This window comes from Streptomyces sp. NPDC098101 (assembly GCF_044760185.1).
Taxonomy (GTDB): Bacteria; Actinomycetota; Actinomycetes; order Streptomycetales; family Streptomycetaceae; genus Streptomyces.
On record NZ_JBIWAS010000008.1, the window covers coordinates 269,664 to 284,029 of the forward strand.

The window sequence follows — 14,366 nt, forward strand, 5'->3', positions numbered from 1 at the left end:
TGTCAGCACGGCTTTCCGCCCTACGGTCGGAGCATGGCCGAAAACCCCCTCCCCTCCGCGTCCTCGACCCCCTTGGCCCGCGCCGAGCGTTTCGTCTGGCTGACGGCCCGCGTCCTCGAACAGCGCCGGTTCGCCTACCACTTCCAGCGCGGCGGCGCGGATCAGGTCGAGACGGCGCTCACGGCGTACCTCAACGAGGACGGCGGCTACGGTCACGCGCTCGAACCGGATCTGCGCGGGCCCGTCAGCCAGCCGCTGCACACCGCGCACGCGCTGCGGGTCCTGGACTCCGTCGGCCGCTGCGGCGGGCCGCGGATCGAGCGGATCTGCCGCTACCTCACGGCGGTGTCCACGCACGACGGCGCCCTCCCCGCGATCCACCCCTCCCAGCGCGGCTATCCCTCGGCGCCGTTCGTCCCGGTCGTCGACTCCCCGCCGAGCGCGCTGCTCTCGACCGGCCCGGCGGTCGGGCTGCTCCACCGCAACCAGGTGTGGCACGCGTGGCTGTTCCGGGCCACCGAGTTCTGCTGGTCGGCCGTGGAGTCCCTGGAGAAGTCCCACCCGTACGAGATCCAGGCCGCCGTCGCCTTCCTCGACGGGGTCCCGGACCGTTCGCGCGCGGAGGCGGCCGCCGACCGCCTCGGCCGGCTCGTCCGGGAGCAGGGACTGGCCGTCCTCGACCCGGACCGGCCCGAGGACTGGCCGGTGGCGGACGGGTACGCGCCCGGGGAGCACCACTTCCCGCACGACTACGCGCGCGTGCCGGACTCGCTGGCCGCGCGCTGGTTCACGGAGGAGGAGACGGCCCGCTCGCTCGACCGGCTCGCGGCCGACCAGGAGGAGGACGGCGGCTGGCCGATCCGCTGGCGCGCCTGGGCCCCCGGCTCAGCCCTGGAGTGGCGCCCGATCGTCACCGTCGAGGCCCTGCGCACCCTTCGCGCGCACGGCCGCCCCATCGGCTGACGGGGCGGGCGTACGGGGGTCTTCCGGGGTTACGTCCTCCGGGCCGGTCTCACCAGCCCAGGGCCCGTACCCCCGCCGTGACGGCCACGGCGGCGCCCACGACGACCAGGAACGGCGCCCGCAGGACGAGTGCGACGGCGGCCGCGGCGAGTCCGGCGGCCCGGGCGTCCAGGACGAGGTCGCCGCCCGTGCTGAACGTCTGCTGTGCGGTGAGCGCGGCGAGCAGGGCGACGGGGAGCAGTGCCGCGAGCCGCTGGACGAGCGGGCGTTCCAGGGCCCCGGCGGGGACGAGCAGGCCGACGAGCTTGACCAGGTAGCACCCGGCGACGGTGAGGGCGATCGCGATCCAGACGTTCATCGGGGGTCCTCCTCTCGCTCGGACGCGGTGCGCCGGCCCCGTGCCCAGAGCACCGCGGGGGCGGCGAGGGCGGCGGCGAGGACCGGCACTCCGGCGGGGAGCACGGGCAGCAGGCCGAGGCCGAGCAGGACGGCGAGTCCGGCGGTGGCCCGCTCGGTCGCGGACTTGAGCATGGGGGCGAGCAGGGCCAGGAAGACGGCGGGCCCGGCCGCGTCGAGCCCCCAGGCGGCGGTGTCCCCGATCGCCTCGGCGCCGAGGGCCCCGAGGAGCGTGGTGGCGTTCCACAGGACGTACAGCGTGAGCCCGGTGGCGGTGAAGCCGATGCGGGCGGCCCGGCGGGACGGCTGGGCGAGCGCGACCGCCGCGGTCTCGTCGATCACCCAGTGCGCGGCGAGGGGCCTGACGGCCTTCGGCAGGGCGAGGAGCTGGGAGAGCCGCAGCCCGTAGAAGGCGTTGCGGGTGCCCAGGAAGAACGCTCCGGCGGCGGCCGTGAAGGGGTTGCCGCCCGCGGCGAGCGCGCCGACGAGGGCGAACTGCGAGGCGCCGGTGAAGACGAGCAGGCTGAGGACGCAGGTCTGGAGCAGGCTGAGTCCGGAGCCCGCCGAGGTCACGCCGAAGGCGAAGCCGGAGAGCCCGACGGCGACGCCGACGCCGAGGGCGTCGCGGACGACGGCGGCGTCGGGCTTGGCCGGGGGGTCGTCGGGTATCACGGGGGGTGCTGTCTGTTCTGCCACGTCAGGGACGCTACGGCGGCCGGGACCACCGGGTCTTGTACGTTCTTGCGCCGGACCGGGCGGGCCCTGCCGGTCCGGCCGGAGCCGCCCGGTCAGCCGGACCTGCCCGGCCTCGCGGGTTTTCCGCCGCCACGCGCGCGCTGATAGGCGCCCGGCGGCACGCCCACGCTGCGGGTGAAGTGCCGGTTGAGGTGCGACTGGTCGGTGAAGCCGACGACGGCGGCCGCCTCCGCCGGGGGCACACCGGCGTCGAGCAGCTGCCGGGCCCGGCGCACGCGCGCGTCGGTGAGCCAGGTGTGCGGCGGCATCCCGTACGTCTCGCGGAAGGACCGGAGCAGGGCGAAGGGGCTGGTGTCCAGTTCGGCGGCGAGGCGCTCCAGGGTCGGCGGCTCGGCCATCCGGCCCTCCAGGACCTCACGCGCGCGTGCCGCGTTCCGGGCGCCCGCCGAGCGGGGCGGGAGCGCGGTGATCGGGCCGCCGTGGCTGCGCAGCAGCCGGGCCGTGACGAGCCGGAGCAGGCTGTCGGCGGCGAGGGCGTTGCCCTCCTCCGCGGCCCGGTGGACGCCGACGACGAGCCGTGCGGCGTACGGGTCGTCGACGACGGGCGAGGTGAAACCGACCGAGCCGCGCAGGGCGAGGGTGTCGGCGGCGATCGACCGGACGATCTCCGCGTCGGGGTAGATCGTCCGGTAGGTCCAGCCCTCGGGGACCCCCGCGTGCCCGGTGTGCGGGGTGTCGGGGTTGACCAGGGCGATCTGGCCGGGTCCCGCGTGGACCAGGTCGTCGTGGTGGTGGAAGGCCTCGACGCCCTCGGTGATCGCGGCGAAGACGAAGGTCTCGTGGGTGTGGCGGGCGAAGGCCTTGCGGACGTAGTGGGCGTGCAGCAGGTCGACCCCGGGCAGCTCGGGGTACTGCCAGTACCGTGCCCGCTCCCCGCTCGCCATGCCTCCATTCTGCGCCAGGGGCGGCGGGGACCGCCGCTCCGGTCCGCGCCGGCGGGAGCACCGGCCGCCGCGCCGGGGAGCAAACGGGCCGGGGCGGGCGACGGACGGGCGGGGGACGGACGAGCCGGGGACGGACGGGCGGGGGACGGACGGGCCGGGAACGGACGGGCCGGGGACGGACGGGCCGCCACTCCCTGGGGGACCACTCCGAAGAGGGACGCCCGCCGCGCTGCCCAGCGGGTTTTCCACAGGTCCGGGCGCTTGTCAGTGGCCGGGTGCACGATGGGGGGCATGGTCAGGTCCGCGCTCGACTCGTTCTCCCCCGCGACCCGTGGTTGGTTCACCGGGGCCTTCACCGCGCCCACGGCGGCGCAGGAGGGCGCCTGGACCGCCATCGGGGCGGGCTCCGACGTGCTGGTCGTCGCCCCGACCGGCTCGGGCAAGACGCTGGCCGCCTTCCTCGCCTCCCTGGACCGGCTGGCGTCCGCGCCCCCGCCCGCCGAGCCGAGGAAGCGCTGCCGCGTGCTGTACGTGTCCCCGCTGAAGGCGCTCGCGGTGGACGTCGAGCGGAACCTGCGCTCCCCGCTGACCGGCATCCGCCAGGAGTCGGTGCGGCTCGGGCTGCCCGAGCCCGACATCAGGGTCGGGATCCGCTCCGGCGACACCCCGGCCGCCGAGCGCCGGACGCTCGCGACCAAGCCGCCGGACATCCTGATCACCACCCCCGAGTCGCTGTTCCTGATGCTGACCTCCGCCGCCCGCGAGGCCCTCGAAGGCGTGGAGACGGTCATCCTGGACGAGGTCCACGCGGTCGCGGGCACGAAGCGGGGCGCGCACCTGGCGCTCTCCCTGGAGCGGCTCGACGAGCTGCTGCCCCGGCCCGCGCGCAGGATCGGCCTGTCGGCCACGGTCCGGCCGGTCGACGAGGTCGCCCGCTACCTCTCGCCGGGGCGCGCGGTGGAGATCGTGCAGCCGCCGTCGGGCAAGGAGTTCGACCTCTCCGTCGTCGTGCCCGTCGAGGACATGGGCGAGCTGGGCGGCTCCCCGGCCTCCGAGGGCAAGGAGGGCGGCGACAGGCCGTCGATCTGGCCGCACGTGGAGGAGCGGATCGCCGACCTGGTCCAGTCCCACCGCTCCACGATCGTCTTCGCGAACTCCCGGCGGCTGGCCGAGCGCCTGTGCAACCGGCTCAACGAGATCGCGTACGAGCGGGCGACCGGCGAGCCCCTGCCCGAGGGGGCTCCCCCGGCCGAGGTCATGGCCCAGTCGGGGGCGGCGCAGGGCGCCCCGCCGCTGCTCGCCCGGGCCCACCACGGCTCGGTGTCCAAGGAGCAGCGCGCCCAGGTCGAGGAGGATCTGAAGGCGGGCCGGCTGCCCGCCGTGGTGGCCACCTCCAGCCTGGAGCTGGGTATCGACATGGGCGCGGTCGACCTGGTCGTGCAGGTCGAGTCGCCGCCCTCGGTGGCCTCCGGGCTCCAGCGGGTGGGCCGCGCCGGCCACCAGGTCGGCGCGGTGTCCACGGGCGTGGTCTTCCCCAAGTACCGGGGCGACCTGGTGCAGGCGGCGGTGGTCACCGAGCGGATGCGGTCGGGGGCCATCGAGTCCCTGCGGATCCCCGCCAACCCCCTCGACGTGCTCGCGCAGCAGCTGGTCGCGATGGTCGCGCTCGACACCTGGCAGGTGGACGACCTGCTCGCGGTGGTGCGCCGGGCGGCGCCGTTCGCCTCGCTGCCCGAGTCGGCGTTCACGGGCGTCCTCGACATGCTGGCCGGCCGCTACCCCTCGGACGCCTTCGCCGAGCTGCGCCCGCGCGTGGTCTGGGACCGGGTGGCCGGGACGGTCACGGGCCGGCCGGGCGCGCAGCGACTCGCCGTCACCTCGGGCGGCACGATCCCCGACCGGGGCCTGTTCGGCGTCTTCCTGGCGGGCTCGGACCCCAAGAAGGGCGGGGGCAGGGTCGGGGAGCTCGACGAGGAGATGGTGTACGAGTCGCGGGTGGGCGACGTGTTCACGCTCGGCACCACCTCGTGGCGGATCGAGGACATCACCCGGGACCGGGTCCTGGTCACCCCCGCGCCCGGCGCGCCGGGCCGGCTGCCGTTCTGGAAGGGCGACCAGCTGGGCCGTCCGCTCGAACTGGGCCGGGCGGTGGGCGCGTTCCTCCGCGAGGTCGGCGCCCTCGGGGAGGAGGACGCGCGGCTGCGGCTGCTCGCCGCCGGGCTCGACGCGTGGGCCGCCGAGAACGTCCTCGCGTACCTGAAGGAGCAGCGCGAGGCCTGCGGCCACGTGCCGGACGACCGGACGATCCTGGTCGAGCGCTTCCGGGACGAGCTCGGGGACTGGCGGGTCGTCATCCACTCCCCGTTCGGGGCGCAGGTGCACGCCCCGTGGGCGCTGGCGCTCGGCGCCCGGCTCGCCGAGCGGTACGGCATGGACGCGCAGGTGATGCACGCGGACGACGGGATCGTGCTGCGCCTGCCGGACGCCGACCTGATGGGCCTGGACATGGGCCTGGACCTCCTCGACCACGAACCCGTCGACCCGGGCCGGCACGCGGACGCCGCGTACGACGCGGACAAGGCGCCGGTCGGCGCGGCCGACGCCCTGTTCGACAAGGGCGAGATCGGGCAGGTCGTCACCGACCAGGTGGGCGGCTCGGCGCTGTTCGCCTCCCGCTTCCGCGAGTGCGCAGCCCGCGCCCTGCTGCTGCCGAAGCGGAACCCGGGCAAGCGCACCCCCCTGTGGCAGCAGCGGCAGCGCGCGTCCCAGCTCCTCCAGGTGGCGAGCGAGTTCGGCTCGTTCCCCATCGTCCTGGAGGCCGTCCGCGAGTGCCTCCAGGACGTCTTCGACCTCCCCGGCCTGACGGAGCTGATGGGCGACATCGAGGCCCGCCGGGTCCGCCTCGTCGAGGTCACCACCCCCGAGCCGTCCCCCTTCGCCCGCTCGCTGCTCTTCGGCTACGTGGCGCAGTTCCTGTACGAGGGCGACTCGCCGCTCGCGGAGCGGCGGGCCGCCGCCCTCTCCCTGGACTCCCGGCTGCTCGCCGAGCTGCTCGGCCAGGCCGAGCTGCGCGAGCTGCTCGACGCGGACGTCCTGACGGAGCTGGAGCGGGAGCTCCAGTGGCTGACGGAGGACCGGCGGATCAAGGACGTGGAGGGCGTCGCCGACCTCCTGCGGGTCCTGGGCCCGCTCACCGGCGCCGAGCTGGCCGAGCGCGGCGCCGAGGCGGACTGGGCGGGCGAGCTGGAAGCGGCCCGCCGGGCGATCCGGGTGCGGATCGGGGGCCGGGAGCACTGGGCCGCGATCGAGGACGCGGGCCGCCTCAGGGACGCCCTGGGCACGGCCCTGCCGGTCGGGGTCCCCGAGGCCTTCACCGAACCGGTCAAGGACCCGCTGGGCGACCTCCTCGCCCGGTACGGGCGCACGCACGGCCCATTCACCTCCTCCCACGCCGCCGAGCGCTTCGGCCTGGGCACGGCCGTCACCGACGGCGCCCTCCAGCGGCTCGCCGCGTCCGGCCGGGTCGTCCAGGGCGAGTTCCACCCCTCGGGCATCGGCCAGGAGTGGTGCGACGCCACCGTCCTGCGCCGACTGCGCAGGCGTTCCCTCGCGGCCCTGCGCCACGAGCTGGAGCCGGTGCCCCCGGCGGCCCTCGCCTCCTTCCTGCCGCAGTGGCAGCACCTGGGGAGCAACAGCCTGCGCGGCATCGACGGCCTGGCCCGGGCGGTCGAGCAGCTCCAGGGCGCGCCCGTCCCGGCCTCCGCCCTGGAGAAGCTGGTCCTGCCGTCCCGGGTCCGGGACTACTCCCCGGCGATGCTGGACGAGCTGACGACCACCGGCGAGGTGCTGTGGGCCGGCGCGGGCTCGCTGCCCGGCAAGGACGGCTGGGTCTCGCTCCACCTCGCGGACGCGGCCCCGCTGCTCCTGCCCCCGCCGCACCCGCTGGAGCTGTCCGCGCTGCACGAGTCGCTGCTCACCGCCCTCTCCGGCGGGTACGGCCTGTTCTTCCGCCAGATCGCCGACCAGGTCCGGGCGACCACCCATCCGGACGCCACCGATCCCCAGCTCGCCGACGCGCTCTGGGACCTGGCCTGGTCGGGGCGGCTCACCAACGACACCCTCGCCCCGCTGCGCGCGCTGCTCGGCTCGGGCCGCACGGCCGGTTCGACCGCGCACCGCGCGCGCCGCACGGTCCCCCGGGGCCGGTACGGCACCCTGACCGCGTCCGCCCGGCCGGTGTCCCGCACGGGTCCGCCCACGGTCTCCGGCCGCTGGTCGCTGCTGCCGCCGCCCGAGCCGGAGCCGACGCACCGGGCGCACGCCCTGGCCCGCACCCTCCTGGACCGGCACGGCGTGGTCACCCGGGGCGCGGTGGCCGCCGAGGGCGTGGAGGGCGGCTTCTCGGCCGTGTACCGGATCCTGGCCGCCTTCGAGGACAGCGGCCAGGCCCGCCGGGGCTACGTCGTGGAAGGTCTGGGCGCGGCCCAGTTCGCGATGGACGGCGCGGTGGACCGGCTGCGGGCCGCGGCGACCGCCCGTGACCGGGGCGTCGAGGCGGCGGCCGGTCCGCGCGCCCTCGTCCTCGCGGCGGCCGATCCAGCGAACGCGTACGGGGCCGCCCTGTCCTGGCCCGAGCCGCCGACCGGCGCCGGGCACAAGCCGGGGCGCAAGGCGGGCGCGATGGTGGTCCTGGTCGACGGCGAGCTGACGCTCTACATGGAGCGCGGCGGCAAGACGCTCCTGTCCTGGCCGGACGACCCGGACGACCCGGCCCTGACAGCGGCGGCCGAGGCCCTGGCCGCGTCCGCCCGCGCGGGCTCCCTGGGCACGGTCACGGTGGAGCGGCTCAACGGCGTCCCGGCCCTGACCTCCCCCCTGGCCCGCCCCCTGGAGGCGGCGGGCTTCCTGGCCACCCCCAGAGGCCTGCGCCTGCGCGCCTAGGGCTCGTCCGGCGGATCACGACGAGGGCCGCGCCCCCGATGCGCCGGACAGGCCGTAGTCGGCGCGTATCCGGGAAGAAGCCCGAAAGACCCCCGGCGCGCCCGGCCCCCGACCGCCCGGCGCCCACCGCCCAGGCTCGGCGGAACCGTGGGCGAAGGACCATGACCCGAGGAGGACCGTGCCCGAAGGAGACACCGTCTGGCAGGTGGCCCGCCGTCTGCACGCCGCGCTCGCCGGGCGGGTGCTGACCCGCTCGGACCTCCGGGTGCCCCGGTTCGCCACCGCCGACCTCACCGGCCGCACGCTCCTCGACGTCACCCCGCGCGGCAAGCACCTGCTCGCCCGGATCGAGGGCGGGCTCACCCTCCACTCCCATCTGCGGATGGACGGCGCCTGGCGGGTGTACGCCACCGGGGAGCGGCCCCGCGGCGGTCCCGACCACCAGATCCGGGCGGTCCTGGGAAACGCGGAGTCCACCGCGTACGGCTACCGGCTCCCCATCGTGGAGCTCCTCCGGACCGACGAGGAATCTCAGGTCGTGGGCCATCTCGGCCCGGACCTGCTGGGCCCCGACTGGGATCCGGAGGAGGCCGTGCGCCGGCTGACGGCCGATCCTGCGAGGACGCTCGGCGAGGCCCTCCTCGACCAGCGCAACCTGGCCGGCATCGGCAACATCTACAAGTCGGAGCTGGCGTTCCTCGCCGCCGTCACCCCCTGGCTCCCCGTGGGCGAGCTGGAGCCCGGGGTCCCCGCGCGTCTGGTGGCGACCGCCCACCGGCTGCTCGACGTCAACAAGGACCATCCGGACCGGCGCGTCACCACCGTGCGCCGCCCCGGCACCCCGCTCCACGTCTACGGCCGCGCGGGCCGCCCCTGCCTGCGCTGCGGCGCCCGGATCCGCAAGGCGGAGCTGGGGGACCGGATCACGTACTGGTGCCCGGAATGCCAAAAGGGCCCGCACCGGCAGGACACCGGCACGAGCCCGTCGAGCTGACCCTCCGTCGGGCCCGGCTCTTCGTCCCGTCACACTCCCCGCACCCTCACGCACATCCCCGCGTCCTCACGCCGCCCCGGAGCCCGTGCCCCACCGCCGGCGCCACGGCACCCGGCCGAGGCGCCGGGCGGCCGCGCCCGGCCGCCCCGACGAGGCCGCCACGTGCACGGGCAGCAGGCTCAGTCCCCAGCCGCCCGCGACCATCACCGCCTCGACCGGTCCGGCCTCGCCGGGCACGAGCAACAGGCGGAGCACCGCCCACCACCAGAGCCCCCCGGCCACCAGCCCGACCGCGACCAGCGCGAGCGTTGCCGGCGGAAACCGTCGCCGTACCATGGCCGCCTCCTGCGGTCGACGCTAGACCGACAGGATCACCCTGCGGGAGGGCGCACCAGGGCCCGCCCCGGCGCACACCGTGCGTATCAGCACGCCCCGGCCCTCCTCAGACGCTCTCCGCCTGGAACATCCACGCGTGCTTCTCGAGCTCGCCGGTCAGGGCGATCAGGATGTCCTGGGTGACCGGGTCGGGGTCGCCGGTCGCGTCGATCCGCTCCCGCATCCGGGTGGTGACGGCCCCGAGGGCGTCGACGAGGATCTTCACCGCGTCCACGTCCTTGATCCAGCCCTCCGGCACCGTTCCGATCGCGCTCGACGACGCCACGGTGGCCGCTCGCCCGTCCGGGTTGACGCCCAGGGCGGAGGCGCGCTCGGCCACGGTGTCGGAGTGCGTCCGGGCCGTGGTGACCACCTCGTCCAGCTGGAGGTGGACGGAGCGGAAGCGCGGTCCGACGACGTTCCAGTGCACCTGCTTGGCGACCAGGGAGAGGTCGACCAGGTCGACGAGGGCTCCCTGGAGAGCGTTCCCCACGGTCTTGAGGTCGGTCTCGGACAGCGTGCTCTTCACGACAGACATGCGGAATCTCCAACCAGTCGAACGTTCTCCCACCATGGCACGCCTCTCCGGAACCCGGCATCTCAAACAAATCAGCTCAAAGGAATACCGGAAAAAGGTGAGGCCCCGGTCGGCGTCCCTGACGGGACACGGACCGGGGCCTCACCCTCGTTTCGGTTCAGGCGGCGACGACGTCGACCGCTTCCGCGGGCGCCTTGATGGTCACCCGCTCGGGGGACACACCCGCCACCGACGTCACCGACACCGAATTGAGCATCGGACGAACCGGTGCCGGCACCTGTTCGCTCGCTGCTGCCGACTCGGCCAGTTCGGCCAGCGACAGCTCGTCGCTCACTTCGCGCATGAGCTCGGACATCCGTACGTCCAGCGCGTCGCAGATCGCGGAGAGCAGCTCGGAGGAAGCCTCCTTCTGCCCCCGCTCCACCTCGGAGAGATAGCCGAGCGAGACTCGGGCGGACGAGGAGACTTCGCGCAGAGTACGGCCCTGGCGCTGGCGCTGCCGACGCAGCACGTCACCCAGCAGGCGACGGAGCAGAATCATCGGTGGCTCCCTCCTCGGACCGCGTAGCCGCATCCTTCACGCCCCACCGTACCGCCTCGCGCCGCGGCCGTGCGGGGAGCGATGTCGTGTTCACTCAGGGCTGCAAACATCAATTCCCCCCGTTCTGTTCCGTATCCTGTGCCCGCGCATTTCCCGAGAGTTCCCCGTGGAGCAGTGCGAGCACGATCCGTACGCTCTCCCTACGGATTTCCCCACGATCGCCGTTCAACCTCAACGGGACCACTTTCCCCGTCGGCGAACCCGCCCGTGACCCCGCCCGTGACCCGGCGGGGGACCCCGTAGGGGACGCCTCCCCGGCCGGTCCCGCGACCGCCCCGGCCGGTCCCGCGACCGCCACGTAGACGGTTCCGACGGGCTGTCCGTCCTGCGGGTCGGGGCCCGCGACCCCGGTCGTCGCGATGCCCCAGTCGGCGCCGAGCCGGGCCCGTACACCGGCCGCCATCTGCGACGCGACCTCGGGGTCCACCGCTCCGCGCTCCGCGAGCAGGGCCCCGTCGACGCCGAGGAGCTCGTGCTTGAGGGCGGTGGCGTAGGCGGTGACGGAGCCCCGGAAGGACGCCGAGGCGCCGGGGACGCCGGTGAGCTCGGCGGCCACCAGACCGCCCGTGAGCGACTCCGCGACGGCCAGTGTCTGGCCCCGCTCGGCGAGCAGCGCGAGCACCCGGGCGGCCTCGGTCATCGCGCGGCCGCCTCCGCGCGCTCGGCGGCGGCCCGCTCGGCGGCGAGGCCCCTGCGCCGCAGCACGACGGCCTGCCGCACGTAGTCCAGGCCGGTGAGGACCGTCAGCACGACGGCCACCGTCATCACCCAGAAGCGGAGGGTGGCCAGCGGCCCGGTGAGCATGAGCACGTACATGCCGACGGCCGTGCCCTGGGCCAGGGTCTTCATCTTGCCGCCGCGACTGGCGGGAATGATTCCGTGCCGGATGACCCAGAACCGCATCAGGGTGATCCCCAGCTCCCGGGCCAGGATGACCGCCGTCACCCACCAGGGGAGATCCCCGAGCGAGGACAGGGAGATCAGACCGGCCGCCATGATCGCCTTGTCCGCGATCGGGTCGGCGATCTTCCCGAAGTCGGTGACCAGGTTGTACGTACGGGCGAGGTGCCCGTCGAAGACGTCCGTGATCATGGCCACCGCGAATGCCGCCCAGGCCCAGGCCCGCCACGCGGGGTCGTGCCCGCCGTCCTGGAGCAGCAGCACCACGAAGGCGGGCACGAGCACCAGCCGGATCATGGTGAGGATGTTCGCGATGTTCCACAGGCTGGCCTGGTTGACGGCCGCCGCGCCCAGCTTGCCGCGGGGCGTCGGCCTACCGGTCCCGCCCGTCGCGGATGCCGGGACTCCGGTCATCTGCCCGCCTCCTCGAAAAGACACTCGGCCACCAGGTCGACGCCCTCCGTCCCGACGACCTTCGCCCTGACCATACGGCCCGGGGCCAGGTCGGGGTCCGTGCCGTCGGCGGTGACGAGGACCACCTGCCCGTCGGTCTCGGGGGCCTGGTGGGCGGCGCGGCCGATCCAGCCGTCCTCCTCGTCCAGGGACTCCACGAGTACCTCCAGGGTCTCGCCGATCCGCTCCTCCGCGCGCTGCGCGGTGAGCTCCTCGGCGAGCCGGGAGAGGTGGGCGAGCCGCTTGTCGACGACCTCCTGGTCGAGCTTGTGCTCGTACGTGGCGGCCTCGGTGCCGTCCTCGTCGGAGTAGCCGAAGACGCCGATGGCGTCGAGGCGCGCGTGGGTGATGAAGCGTTCCAGCTCGGCGAAGTCCGCCTCGGTCTCGCCGGGGAAGCCGACGATGAAGTTGGAGCGGGCGCCGGCCGTGGGGGCCTTGGAGCGGATGGTCTCCAGGAGCTCCAGGAAGCGGTCGGTGTCGCCGAAGCGGCGCATGGCCCGCAGCACGTCCGGGGCGCTGTGCTGGAAGGAGAGGTCGAAGTACGGGACGACCTTCTCGGTGGAGGTGAGGACGTCGATCAGACCGGGGCGCATCTCGGCGGGCTGGAGGTAGCTGACGCGGACGCGCTCGATGCCGTCCACGGCCGCCAGCTCGGGCAGCAGGCCCTCCAGGAGGCGGATGTCGCCGAGGTCCTTGCCGTAGGAGGTGTTGTTCTCGGAGACCAGCATGATCTCCTTCACGCCCTGCTCGGCGAGCCAGCGCGTCTCGTTCAGCACGTCCGAGGGGCGGCGCGAGACGAAGGAGCCGCGGAAGGAGGGGATGGCGCAGAAGGTGCAGCGGCGGTCGCAGCCGGAGGCCAGCTTCACGGAGGCGACGGGACTGGCGTCCAGGCGCCGGCGGAGCGGCGCGCGCGGACCGGAGGCGGGCGCGAGGCCCTCGGGCAGGTCGGCCGGGGCGTCGGTGGGCGCCTCGGCGCCGTCGCCGTGTCCGGGCAGGGCCACGGCGGCCGCGGCCTCCTGGCGCTCCACGGGCGAGAGCGGCAGCAGCTTGCGCCGGTCGCGCGGGGTGTGGGCCTCGACGCTGCCACCGCTGAGGATGGTCTGGAGGCGGTTGGAGATGTCGGCGTAGTCGTCGAAGCCGAGGACGCCGTCGGCCTCCGGGAGGGCTTCGGCGAGCTCCTTGCCGTACCGCTCGGCCATGCAGCCGACGGCGACGACGGCCTGGGTCCTGCCGTGGTCCTTCAGATCATTGGCTTCGAGCAGGGCGTCGACGGAGTCCTTCTTGGCGGCCTCGACGAATCCGCAGGTGTTGACGACGGCGACGTCCGCTTGCTCGGCGTTCTCGACGAGCTCCCAGCCGTCCGCTGCCAAGCGGCCTGCGAGCTCCTCCGAGTCCACCTCGTTACGGGCGCAGCCAAGAGTGACAAGGGCGACGGTACGGCGTTCGGGCATGGACTCAAGACTACTTCGTCCCGGCCGTTCCCCCGTCGCGCAGGGTTCACCCGCGCGACGGAGGTCACATCGGGGCGGTGACCGGACCGGCTCAGCCGGCCTGGGGGTCGCCCTTGGTGTACGTCAGCCGCTCGACCTGGCCGGATTCGAACTTGTCGGCGACCTTCTTGCCGTTGACGTAGAGCTCGATGGCACCGGCGTTGCCGAGGACCAGGTCGATGCGCTCGTCGTCCTGGAAGGTCTTGGTCTCGCCCTCCAGGAGCAGCCCGTCGAAGAGCAGCTTGCCGTCGTGGGCCTTGGCCGAGATCCAGCTCTTGCCGTCGACGGCGGAGAGCTTGATCGTGACCTTGTCCTGCGGGACCGCGGCGATCGCGCTCTCGGTGGGCTTGGGCGCGACGGGCTTGACCGGCTTCGGCTTGGCGGCCGAGGTCGCCTGCTCCGGGGCGGGCGCCGGGCCGCCGTCGGCCGCGGTGGTCCCCTTCGGGGCGTCGTTGTCGTCGAACATCGTGAAGCCGACGAACCCGACGACGGCGACGATGGCCGCGACCATCGCGGCGGTCCAGTTGGGCCGGCGCGGCTCGGGACGGATGCGTTCCGCCTCGAACAGCGGGGCGGCGGGGGTGGGTGCGGGACGGCCGCCGTGCTCGGCGTCGAACTGCTCGATCAGCGGAGCCGGGTCGAGGCCGACGACGCGCGCGAGGGTACGGATGTGGCCGCGGGCGTAGACGTCGCCGCCACAGCGCGAGAAGTCGTCCTCCTCGATCGCGTGCACGATCGGGGTCCGGACACGGGTGGAGGCACTGACCTCTTCGACGGTGAGACCGGCGGCGATACGGGCCTGCTGGAGGGCACGACCGATCGGGTCCCGGTCGTCTGCCGGGAAGGTCCGGTCGTCTTCGGGGGAGTTGCCGATGGACACGAGAGCGCCTTTCGAGCGTGTAGCCACCTGCTGGACGTTCAGTCTATGGGTGGTACGAAAGGGTGGGGCAACCGGGCGGGTGCTGTTTGTACGCCATGAGGCTGGGACATCCTTCTGTCCCTCCCTCCAACTTGACGTACGGCCAGGGGAAACGGTTGCTCACCCTTTTCTTACGAGTGAGTCTCGGCCGGATCT

Annotated in this window: 13 protein-coding genes; 3 read left to right on the forward strand and 10 right to left on the reverse strand. The window is 74.3% G+C overall.

Going from position 1 to position 14,366, the window contains the following annotated elements; translation table 11 throughout:
• The first annotated feature begins 33 nt into the window (after window positions 1–33).
• Window positions 34–963, forward strand: a complete 930-nt coding sequence (locus tag ACIQVI_RS30220) for a hypothetical protein (RefSeq protein WP_403601609.1) — start codon at window positions 34–36, stop codon at window positions 961–963.
• A 49-nt stretch (window positions 964–1,012) separates the two neighbouring features.
• On the opposite strand, the gene ACIQVI_RS30225 is transcribed toward ACIQVI_RS30220, so the two are convergent.
• The 3 genes from ACIQVI_RS30225 to ACIQVI_RS30235 all read right to left on the reverse strand — a co-directional run bounded on the left by ACIQVI_RS30225 (window position 1,013) and on the right by ACIQVI_RS30235 (window position 2,999).
• Window positions 1,013–1,321: an AzlD domain-containing protein gene (locus ACIQVI_RS30225; RefSeq protein WP_125658941.1), complete on the reverse strand. Its 309-nt coding sequence runs from the start codon at window positions 1,319–1,321 to the stop codon at window positions 1,013–1,015.
• On the reverse strand, window positions 1,318–2,055 hold the full coding sequence (locus ACIQVI_RS30230; RefSeq protein ID WP_403601612.1) for an AzlC family ABC transporter permease: 738 nt from the start codon (window positions 2,053–2,055) through the stop codon (window positions 1,318–1,320). The genes ACIQVI_RS30225 and ACIQVI_RS30230 overlap by 4 nt, the downstream gene beginning before the upstream one ends.
• A 92-nt stretch (window positions 2,056–2,147) precedes the next feature.
• Complete coding sequence (locus ACIQVI_RS30235) at window positions 2,148–2,999, reverse strand: AraC family transcriptional regulator (protein ID WP_403601615.1); 852 nt, start codon at window positions 2,997–2,999, stop codon at window positions 2,148–2,150.
• 291 nt (window positions 3,000–3,290) lie between these two features.
• Here ACIQVI_RS30235 and ACIQVI_RS30240 point away from each other — a divergent pair, with 291 nt between their 5' ends.
• A complete protein-coding gene (locus ACIQVI_RS30240; RefSeq protein ID WP_403601618.1) occupies window positions 3,291–7,940 on the forward strand; it encodes a DEAD/DEAH box helicase in 4,650 nt (1,549 codons plus the stop codon).
• A gap of 178 nt (window positions 7,941–8,118) precedes the next feature.
• Window positions 8,119–8,934: an Fpg/Nei family DNA glycosylase gene (locus ACIQVI_RS30245; RefSeq protein ID WP_403601621.1), complete on the forward strand. Its 816-nt coding sequence runs from the start codon at window positions 8,119–8,121 to the stop codon at window positions 8,932–8,934.
• Window positions 8,935–9,000: 66 nt separating this feature from the next.
• Here the strand turns inward: ACIQVI_RS30245 and ACIQVI_RS30250 are convergent, their stop codons facing one another.
• From ACIQVI_RS30250 to ACIQVI_RS30280, 7 genes are all read right to left on the reverse strand, one after another.
• Window positions 9,001–9,270, reverse strand: coding sequence for a hypothetical protein (locus ACIQVI_RS30250; protein WP_403601624.1), 270 nt, complete (start codon window positions 9,268–9,270; stop codon window positions 9,001–9,003).
• A gap of 106 nt (window positions 9,271–9,376) precedes the next feature.
• A complete protein-coding gene (locus tag ACIQVI_RS30255) occupies window positions 9,377–9,847 on the reverse strand; it encodes a DNA starvation/stationary phase protection protein (protein WP_351973671.1) in 471 nt (156 codons plus the stop codon).
• 157 nt (window positions 9,848–10,004) lie between these two features.
• On the reverse strand, window positions 10,005–10,388 hold the full coding sequence (locus ACIQVI_RS30260) for a helix-turn-helix domain-containing protein (RefSeq protein ID WP_053646870.1): 384 nt from the start codon (window positions 10,386–10,388) through the stop codon (window positions 10,005–10,007).
• 109 nt (window positions 10,389–10,497) lie between these two features.
• Entirely contained in the window at window positions 10,498–11,088 is a 591-nt protein-coding gene (locus tag ACIQVI_RS30265) for a CinA family protein (RefSeq protein WP_403601628.1), read from the reverse strand.
• A complete protein-coding gene (gene pgsA, locus ACIQVI_RS30270; protein ID WP_351973669.1) occupies window positions 11,085–11,762 on the reverse strand; it encodes a CDP-diacylglycerol--glycerol-3-phosphate 3-phosphatidyltransferase in 678 nt (225 codons plus the stop codon). Before pgsA ends, ACIQVI_RS30265 begins: the two co-directional genes overlap by 4 nt.
• Window positions 11,759–13,252, reverse strand: a complete 1,494-nt coding sequence (rimO, locus tag ACIQVI_RS30275; protein ID WP_062751908.1) for a 30S ribosomal protein S12 methylthiotransferase RimO — start codon at window positions 13,250–13,252, stop codon at window positions 11,759–11,761. The genes pgsA and rimO overlap by 4 nt, the downstream gene beginning before the upstream one ends.
• Before the next feature lie 91 nt (window positions 13,253–13,343).
• Entirely contained in the window at window positions 13,344–14,171 is an 828-nt protein-coding gene (locus tag ACIQVI_RS30280) for a RodZ domain-containing protein (protein ID WP_351972332.1), read from the reverse strand.
• Window positions 14,172–14,366: the final 195 nt, after the last annotated feature.